Origin of the sequence: Hyphomicrobium facile (assembly GCF_900116175.1) — a bacterium.
Lineage (GTDB): Bacteria > Pseudomonadota > Alphaproteobacteria > Rhizobiales > Hyphomicrobiaceae > Hyphomicrobium_B > Hyphomicrobium_B facile.
In genome coordinates, this window is the sequence record NZ_FPCH01000001.1 from 1,010,082 (window position 1) to 1,029,369 (window position 19,288).

General features: G+C 56.4%; 16 protein-coding genes, 1 tRNA gene and 1 pseudogene. 9 read left to right on the forward strand and 9 right to left on the reverse strand.

The genetic code is table 11. The features are described from left to right. Positions 1–102 precede the first annotated feature (102 nt). Both BM399_RS04865 and BM399_RS04870 read left to right on the forward strand, forming a co-directional pair. The gene (locus BM399_RS04865; protein ID WP_092864926.1) at positions 103–1,071 is read left to right on the forward strand and encodes a quinone oxidoreductase family protein; all 969 of its coding nucleotides are present in this window, start codon (positions 103–105) and stop codon (positions 1,069–1,071) included. Positions 1,072–1,079: 8 nt separating this feature from the next. After that, positions 1,080–1,727 carry a glutathione S-transferase family protein gene (locus BM399_RS04870; RefSeq protein WP_092864929.1) on the forward strand — a complete coding sequence of 216 codons (648 nt, stop codon included), beginning with the start codon at positions 1,080–1,082 and terminating at the stop codon, positions 1,725–1,727. A 19-nt stretch (positions 1,728–1,746) separates the two neighbouring features. On the opposite strand, the gene BM399_RS04875 is transcribed toward BM399_RS04870, so the two are convergent. Next, entirely contained in the window at positions 1,747–2,016 is a 270-nt protein-coding gene (locus BM399_RS04875) for a hypothetical protein (protein WP_092864932.1), read from the reverse strand. 405 nt (positions 2,017–2,421) lie between these two features. On the opposite strand from BM399_RS04875, the gene BM399_RS04880 reads away from it, so the two are divergent. Further along, entirely contained in the window at positions 2,422–2,691 is a 270-nt protein-coding gene (locus tag BM399_RS04880; RefSeq protein WP_177228043.1) for a sel1 repeat family protein, read from the forward strand. Positions 2,692–2,737: 46 nt separating this feature from the next. Here BM399_RS04880 and BM399_RS04885 read toward each other — a convergent pair whose 3' ends face one another. Continuing rightward, positions 2,738–3,358, reverse strand: a complete 621-nt coding sequence (locus tag BM399_RS04885; RefSeq protein ID WP_244531075.1) for a hypothetical protein — start codon at positions 3,356–3,358, stop codon at positions 2,738–2,740. 183 nt (positions 3,359–3,541) lie between these two features. Between BM399_RS04885 and BM399_RS04890 the strand changes: the two genes are divergently transcribed. Further along, a tRNA-Ser gene (locus tag BM399_RS04890) sits at positions 3,542–3,633 on the forward strand. Positions 3,634–3,809: 176 nt separating this feature from the next. Further along, positions 3,810–4,970: a tyrosine-type recombinase/integrase gene (locus tag BM399_RS04895; RefSeq protein WP_342028739.1), complete on the forward strand. Its 1,161-nt coding sequence runs from the start codon at positions 3,810–3,812 to the stop codon at positions 4,968–4,970. Between the two features lie 557 nt (positions 4,971–5,527). Here BM399_RS04895 and BM399_RS04900 read toward each other — a convergent pair. Beyond that, positions 5,528–6,594: pseudogene (locus tag BM399_RS04900) on the reverse strand (zinc-dependent alcohol dehydrogenase). A 122-nt stretch (positions 6,595–6,716) separates the two neighbouring features. Further along, positions 6,717–7,988, reverse strand: coding sequence for a DUF892 family protein (locus BM399_RS04905; protein ID WP_092864941.1), 1,272 nt, complete (start codon positions 7,986–7,988; stop codon positions 6,717–6,719). A gap of 947 nt (positions 7,989–8,935) precedes the next feature. Between BM399_RS04905 and BM399_RS04915 the strand changes: the two genes are divergently transcribed. Beyond that, on the forward strand, positions 8,936–10,060 hold the full coding sequence (locus tag BM399_RS04915) for a YihY/virulence factor BrkB family protein (protein WP_092864947.1): 1,125 nt from the start codon (positions 8,936–8,938) through the stop codon (positions 10,058–10,060). A gap of 530 nt (positions 10,061–10,590) precedes the next feature. Here BM399_RS04915 and BM399_RS04925 read toward each other — a convergent pair. Next, positions 10,591–10,776, reverse strand: coding sequence for a hypothetical protein (locus BM399_RS04925; RefSeq protein ID WP_092864953.1), 186 nt, complete (start codon positions 10,774–10,776; stop codon positions 10,591–10,593). 97 nt (positions 10,777–10,873) lie between these two features. On the opposite strand from BM399_RS04925, the gene BM399_RS04930 reads away from it, so the two are divergent. Beyond that, positions 10,874–11,062 carry a hypothetical protein gene (locus BM399_RS04930; RefSeq protein WP_092864955.1) on the forward strand — a complete coding sequence of 63 codons (189 nt, stop codon included), beginning with the start codon at positions 10,874–10,876 and terminating at the stop codon, positions 11,060–11,062. 134 nt (positions 11,063–11,196) lie between these two features. On the opposite strand, the gene BM399_RS04935 is transcribed toward BM399_RS04930, so the two are convergent. Continuing rightward, the gene (locus BM399_RS04935; RefSeq protein WP_244531076.1) at positions 11,197–11,391 is read right to left on the reverse strand and encodes a DUF892 family protein; all 195 of its coding nucleotides are present in this window, start codon (positions 11,389–11,391) and stop codon (positions 11,197–11,199) included. A gap of 266 nt (positions 11,392–11,657) precedes the next feature. Between BM399_RS04935 and BM399_RS04940 the strand changes: the two genes are divergently transcribed. Next, the gene (locus BM399_RS04940; RefSeq protein ID WP_092864961.1) at positions 11,658–12,467 is read left to right on the forward strand and encodes a GNAT family N-acetyltransferase; all 810 of its coding nucleotides are present in this window, start codon (positions 11,658–11,660) and stop codon (positions 12,465–12,467) included. An 8-nt stretch (positions 12,468–12,475) separates the two neighbouring features. On the opposite strand, the gene BM399_RS04945 is transcribed toward BM399_RS04940, so the two are convergent. Next, positions 12,476–12,982 (reverse strand): response regulator, encoded by a 507-nt coding sequence (locus BM399_RS04945; RefSeq protein ID WP_177228044.1) that lies wholly within the window; start codon positions 12,980–12,982, stop codon positions 12,476–12,478. 50 nt (positions 12,983–13,032) lie between these two features. Next, a complete protein-coding gene (locus BM399_RS04950; RefSeq protein WP_177228045.1) occupies positions 13,033–14,853 on the reverse strand; it encodes a sensor histidine kinase in 1,821 nt (606 codons plus the stop codon). 211 nt (positions 14,854–15,064) lie between these two features. Here BM399_RS04950 and BM399_RS04955 point away from each other — a divergent pair, with 211 nt between their 5' ends. Beyond that, complete coding sequence (locus BM399_RS04955; protein WP_092864970.1) at positions 15,065–16,438, forward strand: MATE family efflux transporter; 1,374 nt, start codon at positions 15,065–15,067, stop codon at positions 16,436–16,438. Between the two features lie 7 nt (positions 16,439–16,445). On the opposite strand, the gene BM399_RS04960 is transcribed toward BM399_RS04955, so the two are convergent. Then, complete coding sequence (locus tag BM399_RS04960; RefSeq protein WP_143111332.1) at positions 16,446–18,611, reverse strand: putative bifunctional diguanylate cyclase/phosphodiesterase; 2,166 nt, start codon at positions 18,609–18,611, stop codon at positions 16,446–16,448. Positions 18,612–19,288 lie beyond the last annotated feature (677 nt).

A 19,288-nucleotide genomic window follows, 5' to 3' on the forward strand; every position in this document is an offset into this window, starting at 1 on the left:
TGGCGAACGGGGGTCTAAGATGTGGCCCGTGTCAAGCCACTAGCGGGATTCGCCGCAGAACGGCATCTCTAGACCAGAGATCATCCGAGAGGAGCCTACGACATGCCATTTGCAGTTCGGGTGCACGCCACCGGTGGGCCGGAAGCACTCGTTTACGAGGACGTGCCCGTTGCCGATCCGTCGCCGGGCGAAGTGCTGCTCCGGCAACGTGCGATCGGCGTCAACTTCATCGATGTCTATCATCGGAATGGTCTCTACAAGCTGGAGAGCTTGCCGGCCATCATCGGTTCGGAAGGTGCGGGCGATGTGATTGCCGTCGGTCCCGGCGTCAGCCGGTTCAAGGTCGGCGATCGGGCGGCTTATGCCGGCTCCATCGGAGGTTACGCCGAAGTTCGCGCCGTGCGGGCCGAACGGCTCGTTAAGTTGCCGGACGGCATCGACTACGACACTGCTGCCGCGATGCTGCTGCAAGGCATGACCGTTCGCTATCTGCTCCGTGAAACGTATCGCGTCGGACCCGAGACGACGATGCTGCTGCATGCGGCTGCGGGTGGCGTCGGTCTCATCGCGTGCCAGTGGGCGCATGCTCTCGGCGCCACGATCATCGGAACAGTCAGCTCGGATGAGAAAGCCGAACTCGCGATGGAGAACGGCTGCACGTACACGATCAACACAAAGCGGGATGATTTCGTAAGCGGCGTGCGCGAATACACCAACGGGAACGGATGCGATGTCGTGTATGATTCCGTCGGCAAGGATACCTTTCCGCAGTCGCTCGATTGCCTGAAGCCGAGGGGGCTTTGGGTGTCGTTCGGCAACTCGTCAGGGCCCGTGCCGCCTTTCCCGCTGACGGCGCTGAAAGGGTCACTTTTCGCCACGCGCCCGACGCTTTTGGCTTATACGGCAACTCCCAGGGATCTCGAGGACAACGCTGCAGAACTGTTCCAGATGGTGCTCAGCAAACAAATTCGGATCACCATCAATCATCGATACCCGCTGAGCCGTGCCGCCGATGCGCATCGCGATCTCGAGGCCCGGCGCACGACGGGTTCGATCATTCTCATTCCCTAAGGAGTGATATGCTGGACGACGGAGACGAAGAGCAGCCGATCGCGCTCCACTTTTGGCCGACGCCCAATGGCTTGAAGATTTCCATCATGCTCGAGGAACTCGGCGCGCCTTACGAGGTGACGTTCGTCGATATCGGCAAGGGCGAGCAGTTGGCGCCCGAATTTCTCGCCATCTCGCCCAACAATAAAATTCCAGCCATCGTCGATCCCGACGGGCCGGATGGTCAGCCGCTCGCGCTTTTTGAATCGGGCGCCATTCTTCAATACCTCGGCCGGAAGTTCGGCGCGTTCTATCCGTCGAGCGAGCGGGCGAAGGCCGATGTCGATCAATGGCTATTCTGGAGTTCGACGGGCCTTGGTCCAATGGCTGGGCAGTGCAATTACTTCCGCAACTTTGCGCCGGAGAAAATTCCCTCCGCGATCGATCGCTATACGAAAGAGGTCGAGCGGTTGTTCGGCGTGTTGGACAAGCGGCTGAGCGATCGCCCCTATATCGCAGGGAAGTATTCGATCGCGGACATCGCCAGTTTCACGTGGGTGCGGATCTGGGAGAAGCTGGCGCAGGACATCGGCAAGTTTCCGAATGTCGAGCGGTGGCTCGGAGACATCGGCCAGCGGCCGGCGGTCATCAAGGGTTTGGCTGTGAAGAAGGTATGAGCGGCTGACGGATCGGCGATTATTCGCTGCGACCGATGAGGCTTTCAGGATCGACTGTGCGTCCGGTCACTTTTTGGAACGCCATCGCGCTCAACACCTTGTTCGACTGTACGTGCCGAAGTGCTTCCGGTGTATCGTCGGAATGGACGGTTAGGGGATTTCCCATGAAGTCGTCGCCGGACAGGTCCGACAATCCGATGTAGGCGGGGTGTGATCCTTGCTGTGCGCAACCTGCAAGCAACAGGAACCCTGCAGCCGCGAACGAGCGGCAGACTACCGATTGAGCCATAATCCCTCACTCAGACTGCGAGCAGCCCGAACCCTCCTCAAGGCCGCTTTCCGGGCCCAGAATTTAAGGTTACCAGCACGCGGCTGAACCCCGGCTGAACATTCGAACCCCGTCGTTCGATTGACGCGCCGCGGTCACCTTTTTGAAGCATGGTTAGGAAAGGGTGGCAACCCTTCTTAATGTCTAATCACCAGTCGTCGCACTTCGGACAAATTGTTTCGATCCCGATCGAAAAGTAGCGGTGTGTAAGGCGATTTTAGCCTGTTGTTAAAGCAAATTTGTTCGGCCTTTTACGAGTTTTCATCCAACGGCTGCCATGGTTCGGGTGCGCTCATCTATTGCGAGCGCAGGCTTTGCCGCCTCACGACATGAAGTGCGCGATGGCGGCTGTTGGAGTGTTTTCTCATGGCACGTATGGACGTGTTGTCGCGTCAAATCGATTACTCGGCTCAGGGCGACCAATCGGATGCCTTTTTCGAGCTTGGTCTCAGCTGCTGCACGGGACGCGACGGAGCAGTCGATCTCGTTCAAGCTCATAAGTGGTTCAATATCGCCGCGAGCAAGGGCAACGACGAGGCGAAGCGCTATCGGTCGGAGGTCGCGTCCGACATGAGCAAGGCCGACATCATCAAAGCACAGAAATTGGCCCGTGAGTGGCTGGTCTCCGTCCATTGACGTCGACCATGTGACGCATCGGGTGCGGCATCGCTTCTGTGCGGTGTCAGCAGTTCGTGAAGAATGACGAGAGGCACTTCCAAGAACTCTTGGCGGCGCCGCCGACTGCTGCCCCAGCTTTTTCGAGTGCCGTGGTTGCCGATTTTGCGGCATCGCCAGCGGACTTCTGGGTATCGCTCAGTCCGGCGCCGGCTGTTTTCGCGCTCTTCTCAACCATCTCCTGCACGGTTTTCGGAGGCGGCTCGCTCTGAGGCGCGCCAGCAGCCGGATCGTGCGGTGCTTCGGACGGATTTGCCAGCGTCGCAGGCGCGAGCGGTTCCTGTGGCGCCGTCACGGCGGCGCTATCACCGGCCTTCGCTGGCCCGGGAGAGGCATCGGGTTGTGGCTGGTCTTCGGCCGCTTGGCCGTCCAGCGCTGCCGGGAAGGGAAGCTCCTTCCGCTCGCCGGGGCATGGGGCCGTCACCGTCCGGTCTACCGAGCAGCTCTCGTGAGCCCCTGACTTGGCGAGAGCCGTGATGCAGTACAACTTGGCTACCGTGTCTACAGTGGCAGTCGACGTGCCGTTGACGACGCACGCGTAGCTCGCCTCGGGGGCAGAGCATTTGACGCAGAGTTCGGTCGCGTTAGCCGCAGCCGCCCCCAGGAGCGCCGAAAATCCGATACTCAACTGTATTTTGAAGCAAGTGTGCACGGCTCAGCCCGTTTCCAATGGAGGACCATTGCTTTCAGGACACTAGGACGACTTTGCGGCGACTGCCAGCGATGGTCGTCATCACGCCTGTGCATTCTCCTGTCGCGTCTTGCATTGCGCTGGTCCGGCCTCTATAGGGGCACTTGCCCATTGATTTGGGGAGACGTGGCCGAGTGGCTGAAGGCAACGGTTTGCTAAATCGTCATACGCCTTAAAGCGTATCGAGGGTTCGAATCCCTCCGTCTCCGCCATAACGCCCAGTCCGCACTGGTCCAATACAGTCCGGGCAAGTGCAAAAAGGCCAGCAAATCCGATACTAAACACGCACTTGAACCTGTCCAATCCAGTGTGAATGGGTGCTGTTTTGTTCTATGCCATCCCCAACGAATTGTGGGATGAAGTGTGGGGCAACGGATTTGATTCCCACATGTCCAGCGAACTCAAAAAGTCCCCCTCGGATCGGCGTCGAACGAACGGCCTCTCGGCAGTCTTTGTCCGACAGAAGAAGGCGCCGGGCCGCTACGGCGACGGCAACGGTCTCTATCTCGTCGTCGATCGGTCCGGCGCGTCGCGCTGGGTGCTGCGCGTCATGTATGAGGGCCGGCGGCGCGACGTCGGGTTGGGCGGCGCTTCAACGGTCACGCTGGCCGAAGCGCGCGATAAGGCACATGAGATTCGCAAGTTAGCGAAGTTGGGTCAGGACCCCGTAGCGGCTCGTCGGACCATTCGCGACGGCGTTCCGAAGTTCGAGAACTGCGCGCGAACCGTCCACAAGGCGCGTAAGGCGGCGTGGCGCAACGGCAAGCATCAGGCACAATGGCTCAAGACGCTTGAGCTCTATGCCTTCCCGACAATTGGCCAGATGGCGATCAATCGGATCGGCACCGCGGAGGTCCTCAAGCTTTTGCTTCCGATTTGGTCAGCCAAACCTGAAACTGCGCGCCGCGTGCTCCAGCGCGTCTCGACTATCATCGACTATGGGACCGCCGCCGGGATGCGGAGCGGCGAAAATCCCTGCCGCTTGGCGATCCTCGGACTTCCGAAGCACACCGACGAGACCGAACACTTTGCGGCACTCCCGTACGTTGAGGTGCCAGCCTTTATCGCGAAGCTTCGAAACTCGAACGCTGCCGAGATCACAAAGTTGGCCTTCGAATTTCTGGTGCTCAACGCCTCGCGGAGTGGCGAAGTGCGTCTGGCACCAAAGTCAGAGATTGATTTCGCCAAAGCGCTTTGGACCATTCCAGGGGCACGCATGAAGGGGGGACGCGAGCATATCGTGCCTCTCACCCCTCGAGCGCTTGATATCGCACGAGCGGCTCGCGCCCTCTATCCGGATAGACCGCTACTTTTTCCATCGCCGACAAATCCCGAGAAGCCGCTTTCGACATGGCGCTTACGGAGCTTCTGCGCCGCTTCGAGATCGATGCGACCGCACACGGCTTTCGCTCTAGTTTTCGCGATTGGTGCAGCGAGGAAACGAGCTTTTCGAGCGAGGTTGCCGAAATGGCGCTCGCTCACACCGTCAAGTCGAAAGTCGAAGCTGCTTATCGGCGTGGAATGCTTTTGGGAAAGCGTCGTCGGTTGATGGACGATTGGTGCAAGTTCGTGCTATCCGGTCCAGGTGAATCTAGTGAGACGGACTAGCTCGTCTTCGAAGATTCGATTTCGCGCGGTACATATTCATCCTCGATGCAGGATCGCCGCGCATTTCCCCAAATTTTAAAAGGCTTGGCAGGCAATCGTCGGCGGAGAACCGGCCTGAGCCCCTGCTCTCTTGGGCCTTCGGAAGCGATGCACTCCTATTTGACCCATGATCGCTGGCCAAGCGATCGTTGAGAATTCTTCGATTTCGCTCCTGGCGGCGCCTTGAGTCCACGGTTTGCGGAGGCGAGACATCTCCGTTGTCGGGTGAGCTGACCTCGCAACGCCGATTTTGCGCGCTCGCCACTTCATCGCCGATTTCGTACGTCCCGGAAGGACCTTAGTTAGCGCTTGAAGTCGGGATACAGACGGCGATGAATTTCAATCTCTCTTGAAGACCAAAGAGGATAGCCATTCCAGCTTGCGACTGGCAAAGCGTCGTGCCGCGTTCACAGGCTGATTGATCAGTACGCGCGGCAGAGCTTCTGAGGTTGTGTTTGGTCAGCCGCCGGGCCGCAGCACGACCTTAATGACTCCGTCCGTTTTGTCCCGAAACTTTGCGTACATCGTTGGAGCATCTTCAAGGCTTGCAGGATGCGTCACCACAAAGCTCGGATCGATGTCGCCGGCGATAATTCTTGCCAGCAGTGGTTTGGTGTAAGCCTGCACATGAGTTTGTCCGGTCTTAATCGTCAGCCCCTTGTTCATGAGGGCGCCCAAGGGAACTTTATCGCCCATGCCGACGTACACTCCGGGAATGGATATCGTCCCTCCCTTCCTGCAGCTCATGATCGCCTGTCTGATAACATGAACTCGGTCGGTCGCGAGGAACGTAGCAGCCTTCACCTTGTCCAGTATCGCGTCCGCAGCGCCGTGTCCGGCGGCTTCGCATCCGACGGCATCAATGCAACTGTCCGGTCCCCTGTTATCAGTTCGCGCCATCAGTTCATCGTACACATCGGTCTTGCTGAAATTGATCGTTTCGGCGCCTCCGACTTCGGCCATTGCAAGCCGTTCCGGCACCTCGTCGATTGCGATCACACGACCCGCGCCCAACATTAGTGCTGACCGGATTGCAAATTGGCCAACCGGCCCGCATCCCCAGATAGCAACGGTGTCGCCTGCCTGTATTTGGGCATTGACCGCAGCCATGTAACCAGTCGGGAAGATGTCCGACAGGAAAAGCGCCTGCTCGTCAGTCACGCTGTCCGGCACTTTGATGGGCCCGACGTCTGCCATCGGCACCCTGAGATACTCGGCCTGGCCGCCCGAATATCCACCCAGCATATGACTGAAGCCAAAGAGCCCCGCCGGAGAATGCCCCATAGCCTTGATGGCGACTTCTGCATTGGGGTTCGTCCTATCGCAACAGGAGAAAAGCCCATGGGAGCAGAACCAGCATTCGCCACAGCTAATCGTGAAAGGTACGACGACCCGATCTCCGGCCATGAGGTTTTTTACATCCGCCCCAACCTCGACGACTTCACCCATTGGAGTGTTGGATCTTGGGGTCGGGAACCGTATCGACGCGAACGTCGCCCCTTGCCGTGCCAGCATAGTGCGCGCATGAGAACTTCCTTTTTACGTCGTTCAAGCCGCAGCCGCAATTGTTATGAGCGGCGACGCTGGTGCATTCGGAGGTGCGAGCACGTCATCAACGCCGCATCGCACCTCACAAAGCGATCGATACTTACACAACAGCCTCAGGCATGGTTGCCGATGACATGAGTGGCCGAGCGAGCTGATTGAGAAGTAGGTCCGCGTTCTCTTCTTCAGAAAGGGAAAGCTGCAAAAGATGTACGACAGCGGTCTGTCTCAGTTGTTGAGCAAGATCGCGAGCCGTTTTGTAGCCCGCAATCTCATAGTGCTCGACTTTCTGACCAGCACCGATCAGTGCCAGATCAAGTCCGGAAGGATTTTTCTGATATTTGGCGATGATCTCGTCGCCTTCTTCAAGAAGGCCCATCATGCCCTTGCAAGCCTTCGTTCGAGCTGGAGCACCCAGCAGCTTCAAACATTCATTGAGACGCTCTATCTGAGCTTCCGTCTCCTCCAGGTGATGCGTGAACAACAGGGCGAGTTGTTCGGTCTTCGTCGCTTTGGCCATTTTGGGAAGCGCCTTGGTAATTTGTTTCTCGGCGTGAAGGAGATCCCGCAACTGGTCGGCGAGCAATTCCTCGATCATGTCTGGATCGTCGGCTTCGGAAGCTTCGGTTTGCATCTCGGCACCCTTGCCGGAAGTTGTTGAACCGTTGAGGGTCTTCAAAGCAGGACTTTCAACGATTTCCCACTCGCCGCCTTTGTTCCAGGGTCCTGTGGTGTCGATTTCTCCGCGTTCGCCTTTGCCAGTCGAGTCATTGAAGTATTGATTGACCAACGGCGTCGACGGCGCGATTTGTCCGACGGAGAAGCGCGGCTTCTCAAGACTGTCGAGCGCCGCAGCAAACGCCTTCATATGCGTGATTTCGCGGGTCATCAAAAACTGCAGCGCGTCCTTCGTTCCGATGTCGTCGCAGAACCCGATGAGTCGCTCATATACGATCTTCGCGCGGGCCTCGGCTGCAATATTGCTTCGAAGATCGACATCAAGTTCGCCCGTGACTTTAAGATAATCTGCTGTCCAGGCGGTCCCCATCGAATTGAAGAGATTGACACCTCCACCGCCCGCGATGGCAATCAGCGGGTCCGCTTCCGCAGCGTCGCGAGAAAATTTCATGGGGGCAAGGTGCAGGCGGGCAAGGGTGCCAACCACTTCCAAGTGAGAGAGTTCTTCTGTCCCGATATCCATAAGGAGATCCTTGCGCGCAGGATCATCGCAATTCAGTCCCTGGACCGAGTATTGCATAGCGGCTGCTAACTCGCCGTTGGCGCCGCCAAACTGTTCGAGAAGCATATTACCGAAGCGCGGGTCCGGTTCGTCGACGCGGACCGTGTACATGAGTTGTTTAACGTGATGATACATTGTGTCCAATCTCAACAGTTGAGAGACGGCAACGACTGCCGCAGGTCTCTATTGACGGAGAACAGGCCCGCGTAATGCGGGTCGTCCGGCAGGCTCGTACTGCCTACCCCCTCGGGTTTTGCTTCAGCGCTTGCAATTTTAGAACGCTGCCTCTGTGCACTGATAAGCGCGAGTTCAAATGACAAACGAGTTGCGAACGGCGGTGTTCCGAAATTCGCGTCCGTTGACGCGCTTAATATCGCCACCGGCGCTGGAGAAGCTCGACACGAAAAGCGGGGCGCATGATCAGACGGCTATAAAGGCAACGTTTGCGGCCCGAAGTTAGCCCACTGGAAAGATCCGCTGATTTCCCGTCGACAGCGGCTCTTTTCGGCCAACAGCGAGATAAAGCAAGAAGAGCAGGAGCGCTCCCGCCGCTAGGGTATCCAGCCTTCCGGCGGATTTCGCAGGGTTAGACGTCAATGCCTTCACAGCGGTTGAAGCCGCGCTGACACCCGCAGAAACTGTGTGTGCTTTGCCGTCTCCAATTCATGGCTGGCGGTGTTTGCCTTTGAACGCCCGATTAGCCAGAAGATAAACGCGAGAAGAAGAAAGGCTCCGCCGAAAATCACGCACGACAAGATTGGGCCCACAAACATCGCGAGGCCTATGGCCCCCGCCGCAAGGCCGAAGCCAGCCGCAGTGGCAATGCAAAGGATCATTGCAGCGGAAGCTTCATAAGATTGTTTTGTGTTCTCAAAAAAATGTTTCAGGCGGGCAACGATCGCACGAGAGCGGCCTTTTCAAAGGAGTGTCGAGATAAACCCCATCAAGGTCTGGACTGTTCCGGACTGGTCGATCCAGACAGGGCAATACAATCCGTCCGTTGACTCCCCTTGGTCAGGGGAACTCCCATAAGCATCGTTGGGTAATCATCCTAAGCTTTCTCTGATGCCGATTGTCGCTGAATGTCTGTTAACGACGAACCTGCTCCTTCCGCAATTGGCGAAAGAGGGCTTTATCTTCTGGCCGCCGGTTTGGCCGCGTTTCTCTTGTTTCGGTCGATGCCCGGACCGGAAGCGCAGCAAAGCGGGCAAAATATCGTTCCGGCGGCCGCCAATATTTCTGAGCGATACCGAAACGCGACCACGTCCTCCGAAATTCCGGCACAGGGTTGGAAGGACGTTGTTATCCAGACGTACAAGGCGATCTACGCGGATCGTGTTTTCGCGTTAGCAGCGGGATCGACCTACTATTTGCTTCTCTCATTCTTTCCCGCGATGGCAGCAGTCATCGCAGTGTATGGTCTCTTTTCAGACCCGCACGAAATTGGGCAACAGATCGAAGCTTTACAGGGCATCATTCCTGGCGGCGCATTGGATGTGCTCGCAGAGGAACTCAAGCGCGTCACGTCTCAAGGCAATGGCACCTTGAGCTTCGCGCTGGTCGCAGGTGTGGCAATAGCCTTGTGGAGCGCGAATGCAGGCGTTAAGGCGCTGTTTGACGCCCTCAATCAGGTTGACGGCGAAAAAGAAGAACGCGGCTTCATCAAGCTCAATCTCGTTTCGCTCGCTTTTACGGCCGGTTCCATCGTCCTTCTCGCCTTAGCGATAGCTGCCGTTATCGCTCTGCCGATCATCATCAACAGCATTGGGCTGCCGGGCGAAGTCGCGGTGACCGCTCAGATTGGTCGCTGGCCGTTGCTCGTGATCGTGCTGACCCTTGCGTTGGCCGTGCTTTACCGCTTCGGCCCATCCCGCAGTGAGCCGAAATGGAAATGGGTGAGCTGGGGGAGCGCGACGGCCGCCGTTCTATGGATGATCGCCTCGATTTCGTTCTCCTGGTATGCCGCCAACTTTGGAAGTTTCAACAGGACCTACGGTTCGTTGGGCGCAATCGTCGGCTTCATGGTCTGGATTTGGATCTCAATGATTGTTGTCCTTGTGGGGGCCGAAATCGATAGAGTTATGGAGCGCCGGACGGCCCGGAATACCCCAGTGAGCGGTCCGAAGCCCGCGGGGAGACGCGACGCGGCCCCCTTCGCTAATACGCTCGTGGAGCCGCCACTTGGCTTGGGCGCACGCTCACACTAATGAAATGGATTCCGGAGGTCGAAACGCTCAAAGCCGAGGTTTATCGCGATATGACTGGACTGAATCCAATGAACGCAAGCCATGCTCGAGTCGCGCGATGCTTCGCGCCGGGGGAGCCGCGTCCTTTATTGGCTCTTGTTGCTAGGCGTGCGGTCCGAGGTGCCTTCAGGGGTTTTCCCGGCATCAGTACCCGGAGCGCCGGCCTTCGAGGAGCCCTGGATGCGATCGGGTGACGGGTTGCCAGGAGTGCGATCAGACGTCTTACCCTGTTCACCCGTGGACGCTCCGGCTGCGGAACCAGAATTCATATTCAGGTCTTTGTTCATTTTATCAGAGGACTCGTCTGCCCTCGCGGCCGAACTTGCGGCCATGCATGCGAATGCTGCAGCTATGACTGTGTGTTTGAAATACATGGTTGGATCTCCTTGGCTCACGTTGCATAAATTCGCGAAGGAGATCGCTGTTCCTCGAGCCCCTTTTTAACGGCGCCAAGAGATGTCCCGAGATGACTTGTGATAAATAGTTCGGGGTTACCGCTCTTTCCGCACGCCCTTGTAGGGCGTCTTCGCCGGCGACTTCTTTTGATCCAGGAATTGCCCGGTCTCGCTGCTGCGCTTCATCCAGGTGTCTTCGCCTTCGATCTTCGTTTGCAACTGCGAGCATTTTTGCACCGCTCCTTTTCTGGCATCATCGCCGAGGGGCTTATTAATCGCCATTATCCGGTCCTCCATTGTGGGCAAACGGCTCCCGGAACGTCAGAGATTTTCGCTCTGGCAGCCTGGTCTCACGCATTTTTTGTGAGAGGTCAGCGTCATGAATGGCCAAAGGGTCGTGGTCGGGCCGGATGAAATCGATGTTCTCCAGCAGATTTTTGATTCGGCTTGGAAGGAAATCCAAGTCGAACACGAGCCCGACGGTGGCGAAGCCGCAAAACAGCGGTTAGCAAAGATTGTCTTCAATCTGGGTCAAGGCATGCCGCCATACTTGATTGCGAACAGCTGAAGTTGGCGGCGATCACACGCATGTCTTTGCCTGAATTTTAGGACGGAAGGCAATGGCGACGAGGCCGGACGAGCAATCGTCCGACCTCTGCACCGGTAGCTGAGAGACGCACCATCGGCGACGAATAATGTCTTCTATTTTGATGAGACGCGCTTCTTCGGCTTCATCTCACCTTCGTGCTCCTCACGCTGATCATCGGCTTCGATGTTTATTTCCGACTTCGCAAGTTTGGTGAGAGCTGCGTCGGTCGCCTTCTCTTCCTGCAAAGTCTCGCCGAGGATTTTTGCGGCATCGTTCAGGCCGAGCTTCGTTGCCCTCGAACTTCGCAAAGCACTTCGAATGGGCCGTCGGCGGCAATCTCATTTCGCGATTTTGATATCCATTTATCCCACCTATCGCGCGCGACCGCTTAGGGCCTTACTCGGCGATCCGACTTGGATTGCATTACGCTTTCAACGATTTGAGACGACAGACCATTTGTGATTGCAGTCGGCCGTGTATTGCATTGCACGCAAAGGCCGAACACCGGTCTCGTTGCCGGAGATGACCACTTCGTTTAACACTGTCTCAGATTGGGACAGATACGGGTGGCATTGTGCTTCAGATTGTCGAGAGACGCGTTGCCGGTAGTCGACCGGCTAAGATCAGCCCAGTTAAGACAGAGCGCTTTATCGTCGACACGTGCGAAAACCGCCCAGACCTGTTTGACGCTTGCGTGGCATTGGAGAACGAGGTCTGGGATGACCTAGCGTTTCTCGATTATACCGACGCCCACCACGCTCACTACGAAGAGCTCCTGGAGCGTCACCCGGAATGTCACCTGTGCATGACGGAAGCGGATACGGGTGAACTCGTTGCCACCGGAATGTGCGTTCCGCTCAATCTGCCGAACGATAAAGCGCTTCCGCGCGAAGGGTGGGATTGGATCGTCGACACCGCGAGTGTCCAGAAGGGCCATTTCGCCAACGTCATCGGAGCTCTTTCGATTTCCGTACCTGAGGCTCAACGGCATCGCGGGCTGGCGAGAGATCTCATCACAGCCATGAGTATTGTCGCGAGGTTGCATGGATGCTCGGGAGTGATCGCACCGGTCAGGCCAAGCGCGAAGAGAGACTACCCCTTGGTCGAAATGACGGAGTATGTCTCTTGGCAGGACGATCGGGGAAGACTCTTCGATCCTTGGCTACGGAGTCATGTGGCAGCCGGCGGAGTTCTCAAAGGCGTGTGCGACCGCTCAATGGTCGTTGAACAACCTATCGCCTTCTGGGAAGAATGGGCGGCGGTGTACGACCGCGATGAAGGCTTCATTCCGCTGAGAGGAGGCCTGGCACCCCTTTTCGTGGATCGACGGAGTGGTGTTGGATCCTATGTAGAACCCAACGTTTGGGTCTGGCACGCTGCTTGAAAACGGCCTTACTTGCAGCAAGCTGAAGTATCACGCGTTGGGATCGAATGTTCCTCAGCGAAAGAAGGCTTTTCGTTCTCGCTGGTCAGCAGCCGAGCGACCTGCCGCAATTCGTGCGGCCAGATCGGCTTCGGAAGATAGTTCAGCCGATCTGCCGGGCCGGCAACAAGCAAAAAATCCTCATAGCTGTAGTCGGAGAAGGCCGTAACAATGACGATATGGACATTCTTGTCGAGCTGGCGGATTCGCTTGGCTGTCTCGTAGCCATCTATGCCCGGTGGCATTCGGACATCCAAAAAGACGGCCGCCACCGGATCGTTCGATTCGAGCGAACGGCGAACCTCTGCGACAGCATCAAGGCCCTGGTCGAGAAACGACACTCTCCAACCGTGCGGACTCTCCTTTTTTTCGCTCGAGCCGAACAACTCGGCCTCCAGGTCATCAAGGCTCGAGTGATTTTCTCCGTCCTGTGACCGGGTTGGCTCCTCCAGAACGAGTTTGTAGGCGGCGGCCACGGACGGATCGTCATCAACGACCAGCAAGCGCGGCGGACAAGTCATGAGCATCACGCCGCTTTCTTTTCAACTTGGGAGGGCCGGGGGAGTTCGAGCGTGATCGTTGTTCCGTGGCCAAGTCCGCCGCTTGTGGCTGAGATTGTGCCGCCAAGCAGCTTGATCGCGTTAGCGCACCAATGGAGGCCGAGACCGCCCGATCGAGACGATCGCGTACTTCCGCCCTTCTGAAATATCGATGCCAGTCGATTTTCAGGAATGCCTTCGCCGTTGTCTGATATCGCAATTCGGACGACGTCGGGGCTGGAATCATCCACCGAAACCTCCACTTGGCCTCGATCCAATTGCCCTTGGACGGCCTCGGCGGCGTTCAGAAAGATGTTTGCTAGAATTTGACGAAGGATGATGCCGTTGGCGCTCACCGAAATTGAGAGGGTCGGGATCACTACGTTCACATTGCGCTCGGCCAAAAGCGTTGTTGCCGAAACGCTGGACTTTAAAAGCGGCAGCAATTCCGTTGGCTCGACGTCAACTTTCCGTGTCGCATAGCGCTCGAACTCCGACACCATCTCAACAACGTTTCGGCTCGCCGCATTCAGTTCGCCGAGCAGGGAAAGAGAGTGTCTGGCCGACTGCTCCAGCTTTACGGCATTGCCGATAAGATAAATCGCGAGCTTTTCACGGCGATCCGGTGCGGTCGTCGGCTTGGCATATTCGGACGCCGCCGTCGCGACTTTATCCAGCCATGTCGTTGGGTATGCCTCGCCGATCTTCCACGCTGCGGCCGTGATTGGTGTTAGCCCGTTTCTAACATTATGTAGTGTTCCGGCAGCCCACTCCGAAAGGCCTGCCATGTAGGCGCTGTCCGCCAGTGCGTCACGTAGATGATTGACCTGTTCCGCCATCGCATTGAACGAGGTCGCGAGTTCGGTAATTTCGTCGTCTTTATCGGTGAGCGAGGTCCTTTGAATGGCGCCGCTCTCGCCGGCGACGGCCATATGATGTTTCAGCGCATCGATGCGATTGACGACGCTGCGGCGAAGGAATGCCCACAGTACGATATTTCCAATCAGAAACGCGGCGGCCATAAGCAGGATCGCCGAACGGATGGCATCAGAGCCCACGCGGCTGACTTCGCGTGGCGAGGTAGCCTCAAGCGTCACCAACGGATTGCCACTGACGTCCTCGATGACCGAAGACGTAAGGATTTTGTCATTGAGAATATCAAGGCGAATATCGTCAGGTCCGGTGTTCGTAGAACCCCCTTTAAAATCGTCAATCGTGAAACTGACCCCAGTCAGCTGCTTTAGCCCGTCGATATCAAGCTTCTTTGCAGAGATGACGCGTCCCATCGGATCGCCTGAGCGGTCGCTTTTGAGTACGGGGGAAATGGCGACGAGTAGAAGGCCCTGCGACGATCGCACCAAACCGCGCTTCGCAAATGGCGCTTGGTCCTTAATATTGGGTTGCGCCTTGCTGAAGGCTGCAAGCTCGTCCAATACGCCGGGCAACGGCTCCTGAGTTTCGAGATTATATGCTGCACCCCAGCGTACTTTATTGGCATGGTCGAGAAAAATGAGGATATTGATCCCGAGGTTCTCGACAGCTTTGAACTGGGGTTCAAGATTCGATTTGATAAACGCGTCGGTGTTTTCCCCTTGGACGAAGCGGTAGGTCTCATCCCAAAACGCATAGTCCTGTGTCGCGGTCTGAAGCTTTTCAGTAGCCGCATTGAGGGCATCGACGACGCGGGCATGGTTGAGACGAGCGTCCGACTGTTCGATCTCGTCGAAACGCGGCTTGATCGTCGTTTCAAGAATGCAGAATGCCGCTAGGGTTCCGCACGCTAACACACCGACGAGTGCGGCGTTCAATTTGGATGCGATACGCACGAGGTTCTTCTCCGAATTCGCTCGGACGCATCGTGGGGAAAAAGTGTTTTTTCGTAGTGAACAGAATCTGTTGCGGCAGCAATGCTTCGACATTGCCGCTGATCATGCTTAAAGAACAGTTTCTTTCGGTATGAAACGACGATCTTAGAAGCGGCCCACTCAAAGTCGGCTTCTCAAGGAATGCAGACGCAGGATGAACATCATTGGAATTGGACGCCTCCCGAAGTCGCTCGCCTCGATCCTAAAGGAAATGGTAACGCTTGGGAGCCTGTCCGCTCCAATCATTGTGGGTCTCCTCGGAGGCAGCGCATACGGCGCGATCGATTCCTACATGCTCGGGCCAGTCGGCGAACTAGCGCTCGCCTGCGCCTCACTGACCAGCAGCGTGCTGATAATGTTTTATTCGGCAATTTTTGGTCTGGCGGCCCCTGCTAGCATTTTGGCAGGCAACGCCTACGGCGCGCGAAAATCCGATGGGATAGTATTAGTCTATCACAATGGGCTTCGAGTATCGCTAATCGGAGGTGGCGTCGCGGCCGCCATCATGCTCGGTCTATTGCCGGTCATGGCACACATCGGGCAACCGTCGGACGTCATCGCTGCGCTTCCCGGTTATTGGATAGCCATGTCGTTGTCACTAATTCCGTATTCTTCCGCGATGGTAATCAAGCTTCTGCTCGATGCAATCGGGCGACCATGGATTGCGGCGGCTCTCGCGATTCTCCCCATTGGTGCGGTCATCCCGCTCAACTGGCTTTTGATTTATGGCCATTGGGGCTTTCCGGCATTAGGCCTTTTGGGAGCAGGGATTGCCACGCTCATCGCGCAGACATTTGGTTTTTTTATTTTGCGATATTATTTTGTGACGGCCAATGGGATTGCCCATCGTACCTTCAGCGCGATCGACAGGGTCGGGGTGTCGAAATTTGCCCGTCTCAGCTTCCCGATGTCTCTGCAGTATCTTGCCGAGAGCAGCGCGATAGGCGTGATTGGGCTGCTCGTCGGTTTTTTTGGGTCGGAAGCACTTGCCGCAAATCAAATTGCTCTGTCGTTGGGGGAACTGGTCTATATGGCTCCTCTCGGCATTGCAGGCGCCGTCGGAATATTGATCGCGCAGGCACTAGGCGAAAACGCCCACCAACGCATTCGCTCCATAGGTATCGCAAGTTTTGCGCTCGTGACCTTGATAACTTCGCCGTTTTGCGCCGCAATGATTACGAGCGGCGAGCAAGTGGCCCGGATCTTCGTGTCGGACCACACGATCGCGCCGCTCGCTGGCGTACTGTTGGGCACCGTAGGTATCGTCCTGATCCTGGATGGCCTGCAGTGCGTCGCACTCGGTGCCCTTCGCGGATTGCTGGATAATCGTTGGCCGACGAGTGCGGCGCTCATCTCTTATTGGCTTGTGGCCATTCCAATGAGCATCTTGCTCGGGTTCGTTTTTGATTTTGGGCCGGTCGGAATTTGGTCGGGCTTCGGATGTGGAGTCGTTCTTGCTGCCGTTCTTCTGGCTCACCGCTTTCTGCGGAAAGCCAAACCTTCGTACGCGTTCGCCACCGGCCGATAGTGGCTTCCTACGCCGCAGCAGAGTCTTTGACGCCACTAATCTGCTCCTCCAGGAGAGCGGTGAAGCTCGCTTCTGGAAGGGGTTTGGAAAGCAGATACCCTTGAATATGGTCGCAGCCGACAGCGATCAGGAATTCTTTTTGATCTTCGGTCTCGACGCCTTCCGCCGTAACTTCCAATCCGATCGCGTGAGACATGTTTATGATCGCCCAGATGACCGAGCGCGACGATGTTGGCTGTAAGAACGAGCGGTCGATTTTGACGAAATCCACCTGCAACGCGATGAGGTTGTTCAACGAAGAATATCCAGTCCCGAAATCGTCGAGGGCGATTCGGACGCCGGCATCGCGAAGCGCTTTCAGTGCTCTCTTGCTGGTGGTGTTCGAACTATCGAGGAGAGCGGTCTCCGTAATTTCGATTTCGAGCTTCTGTGGTGATAGTCCGCTCTCCAGCAGGACATCAAAGACCATCTCCGGAAAGCCGGGTTGAGAGAGTTGGATCGGCGATACGTTGACGGCAATCGTTTCGATGCTCCAGTCTTTCGCTGCGCGACAGGCTTCGCGCAAAACCCATTCGCCTAATTTGCCGATCAAGCCCGTCTCTTCCGCTATTGGAATAAACTCAAGAGGCGTTACGAGACCGCGGCGAGGATGATTCCAGCGAACGAGTGACTCAACACTCGTTATTCGTAGATCTTCCGACGCATAGATGGGTTGAAAGAAAAGTTCGAGTTCGTTGCCATTTTCAAGCGCACAGCGAAGTTCGGTCTCGAGCTGCTGACGTTCGACAAGATGTCGGCTCATGTCTTCGGAGAAGATCTGAAATTGCTGGCCTCCCTTCACTTTCGCCTGATAGAGGGCAATATCAGCTTTGCGCAACAGCTCGCTTTGATCGATGCCGTCGTTCGGAGCAATCGTAACACCGATACTCAGACCAACCGTCGCCTTTTTGTCCATCGTTTCAAATGACTCTGATACAGCGGTCAGCAACTGTCCGCAGAGCTGCTGAATGTCGTCTGCGGACGACGAGAGCCTTTTGAAGATGGCAAACTCGTCACCGCCCATGCGTGCAATCAAGCCGTCGCTTTTTACAGTCTCGCTGAACCGGCGCGCCAGATGCACGATCAGCTCGTCGCCAATTGCATGGCCAAGCGTATCGTTGACCTGCTTGAAACGATCCAGGTCAAGGAACAGCACAGCCAGAAGTCCGCGACTATGATCCAAATCAGCCAGCGCCTTGTTTAGCTCTTCGACGAAAAAAGCGCGGTTTGGCAATCCGGTTAGCACGTCGTGGCGAGCGATGTATCGAGAATGTTCCTCGTTTGCGACGAGTTTGGCGCAAGCGGCGCGCAAGCGACGCACGACAAAAAACATCGCGACGCCGATAATGGCGAGACCCATTCCCAGAAATGGCAAGATTCCCCGAAATATAGAACGCCCAGGCGACTCTGGAGTCCAAACAATATTACCCACAATGGTCTTGTCTTTCGCGGCGATCGGGAATGCGGCTTCACCAGGTGCGACGTCGTCGGCGAGAGAAAACCGGGCATTGGCAAGCAGATACTTAGCCTGAAGATTGGTGGGGAAGCTGGTGTCTAGGTATCGAATTCCGATAATGAGTGCTTCCGAGCCGCGTGCTTGCGAAACCGCACTGGAATGCGGCACGAGAGGCATGACGCTCACGATGGACGGATGGGCATCAATGACCGCGATGTCAACAGAGCGGGGAATTCGAGCTTTGGAGTTCTCAAAAAGACTAAGTGCGCCATCTGCGATCTGTCGACGAAGATCGCGCACCAGTTTCATCATCTCCGGTGTGACGCTATTTGCATCAACCTTGATGGCTTTGCCTTCCGACATCGCGTAAAGGGCGCGATCATTTGCATCGAGAACATAAGCGCGGTCATGCTTGAAGTAGGTCGACATCCAAACCCCGAGATTGACGTCGACCCATTCTGGCTGGAAGCTATTGCGAACATTCTTGACCGAGTCATCCCAGACAGCGACACTTTCTTGATCGTAGGGAATTCTTTGAATCTCGCGATCCAGAGCGCTGGAAGCCATCGCCATTTGTCTAGATTTAGAGATGTCGTCGCTGCGGCGAGCGGACCATTCGACGGTTGTCATGACGAGAAGAGCTGCGAACGCGACGGTCAGCGCTGCGGCGATCGTCAAGCGGTGCACTTGCCTCGTAACCGCGGCTTCACTTCCGTTATCATGAATTCGCAGGAAATGTCGTAATGTAATCACGAGGCACGCCTTCGACACACTCAGGTTACCCGAAGATTAAGGGGGGGTTCTTAATAAAAAGCCGTAAGGGCAGGGTAAATTTCCTGTTGCCCGATGAGGACTCACGCTCAATCCAACGGTTCATTTCTTGTGTTTGAAGGACACAACGTTGCCGCCCGCTTCATAATTGGGCGGTAAGATATCCCGACGTTACGCCCTCAAAAGCGCCACGTAATCTCTCACAACGGCAGGCGTGAGTGTAGAATTCCCTAATGCTTTGAAAGTGCCGCGCGCTTCTGTCGGTCTTCGTGTGAGGAGAGGGGACAGGTCCAGTTTTTGGCTTTTCACCGGGCGCGAACGCGACGTCAATGAACTGGGCAAGCGAACAGCCATAAGATTTCTCAAACGCATCGATCAGCTTCAAAGCTTCCTCAGCTTCGTGTGCAGCCACATTTTTGATCTCCCAGTTCTTGACTTCCCGAACCAGGCGTGATGGCGACGAGGTCTTCATCCGAAGAATTCGTCGTTCGAATATGGTGGAGCGCGATGGCAGTTTTCGTCTGCTCGCTTCGCATTAGCGGATGCAAGAAGAAGTGATGATCCGTGCCTGCTCAGGCCACAAC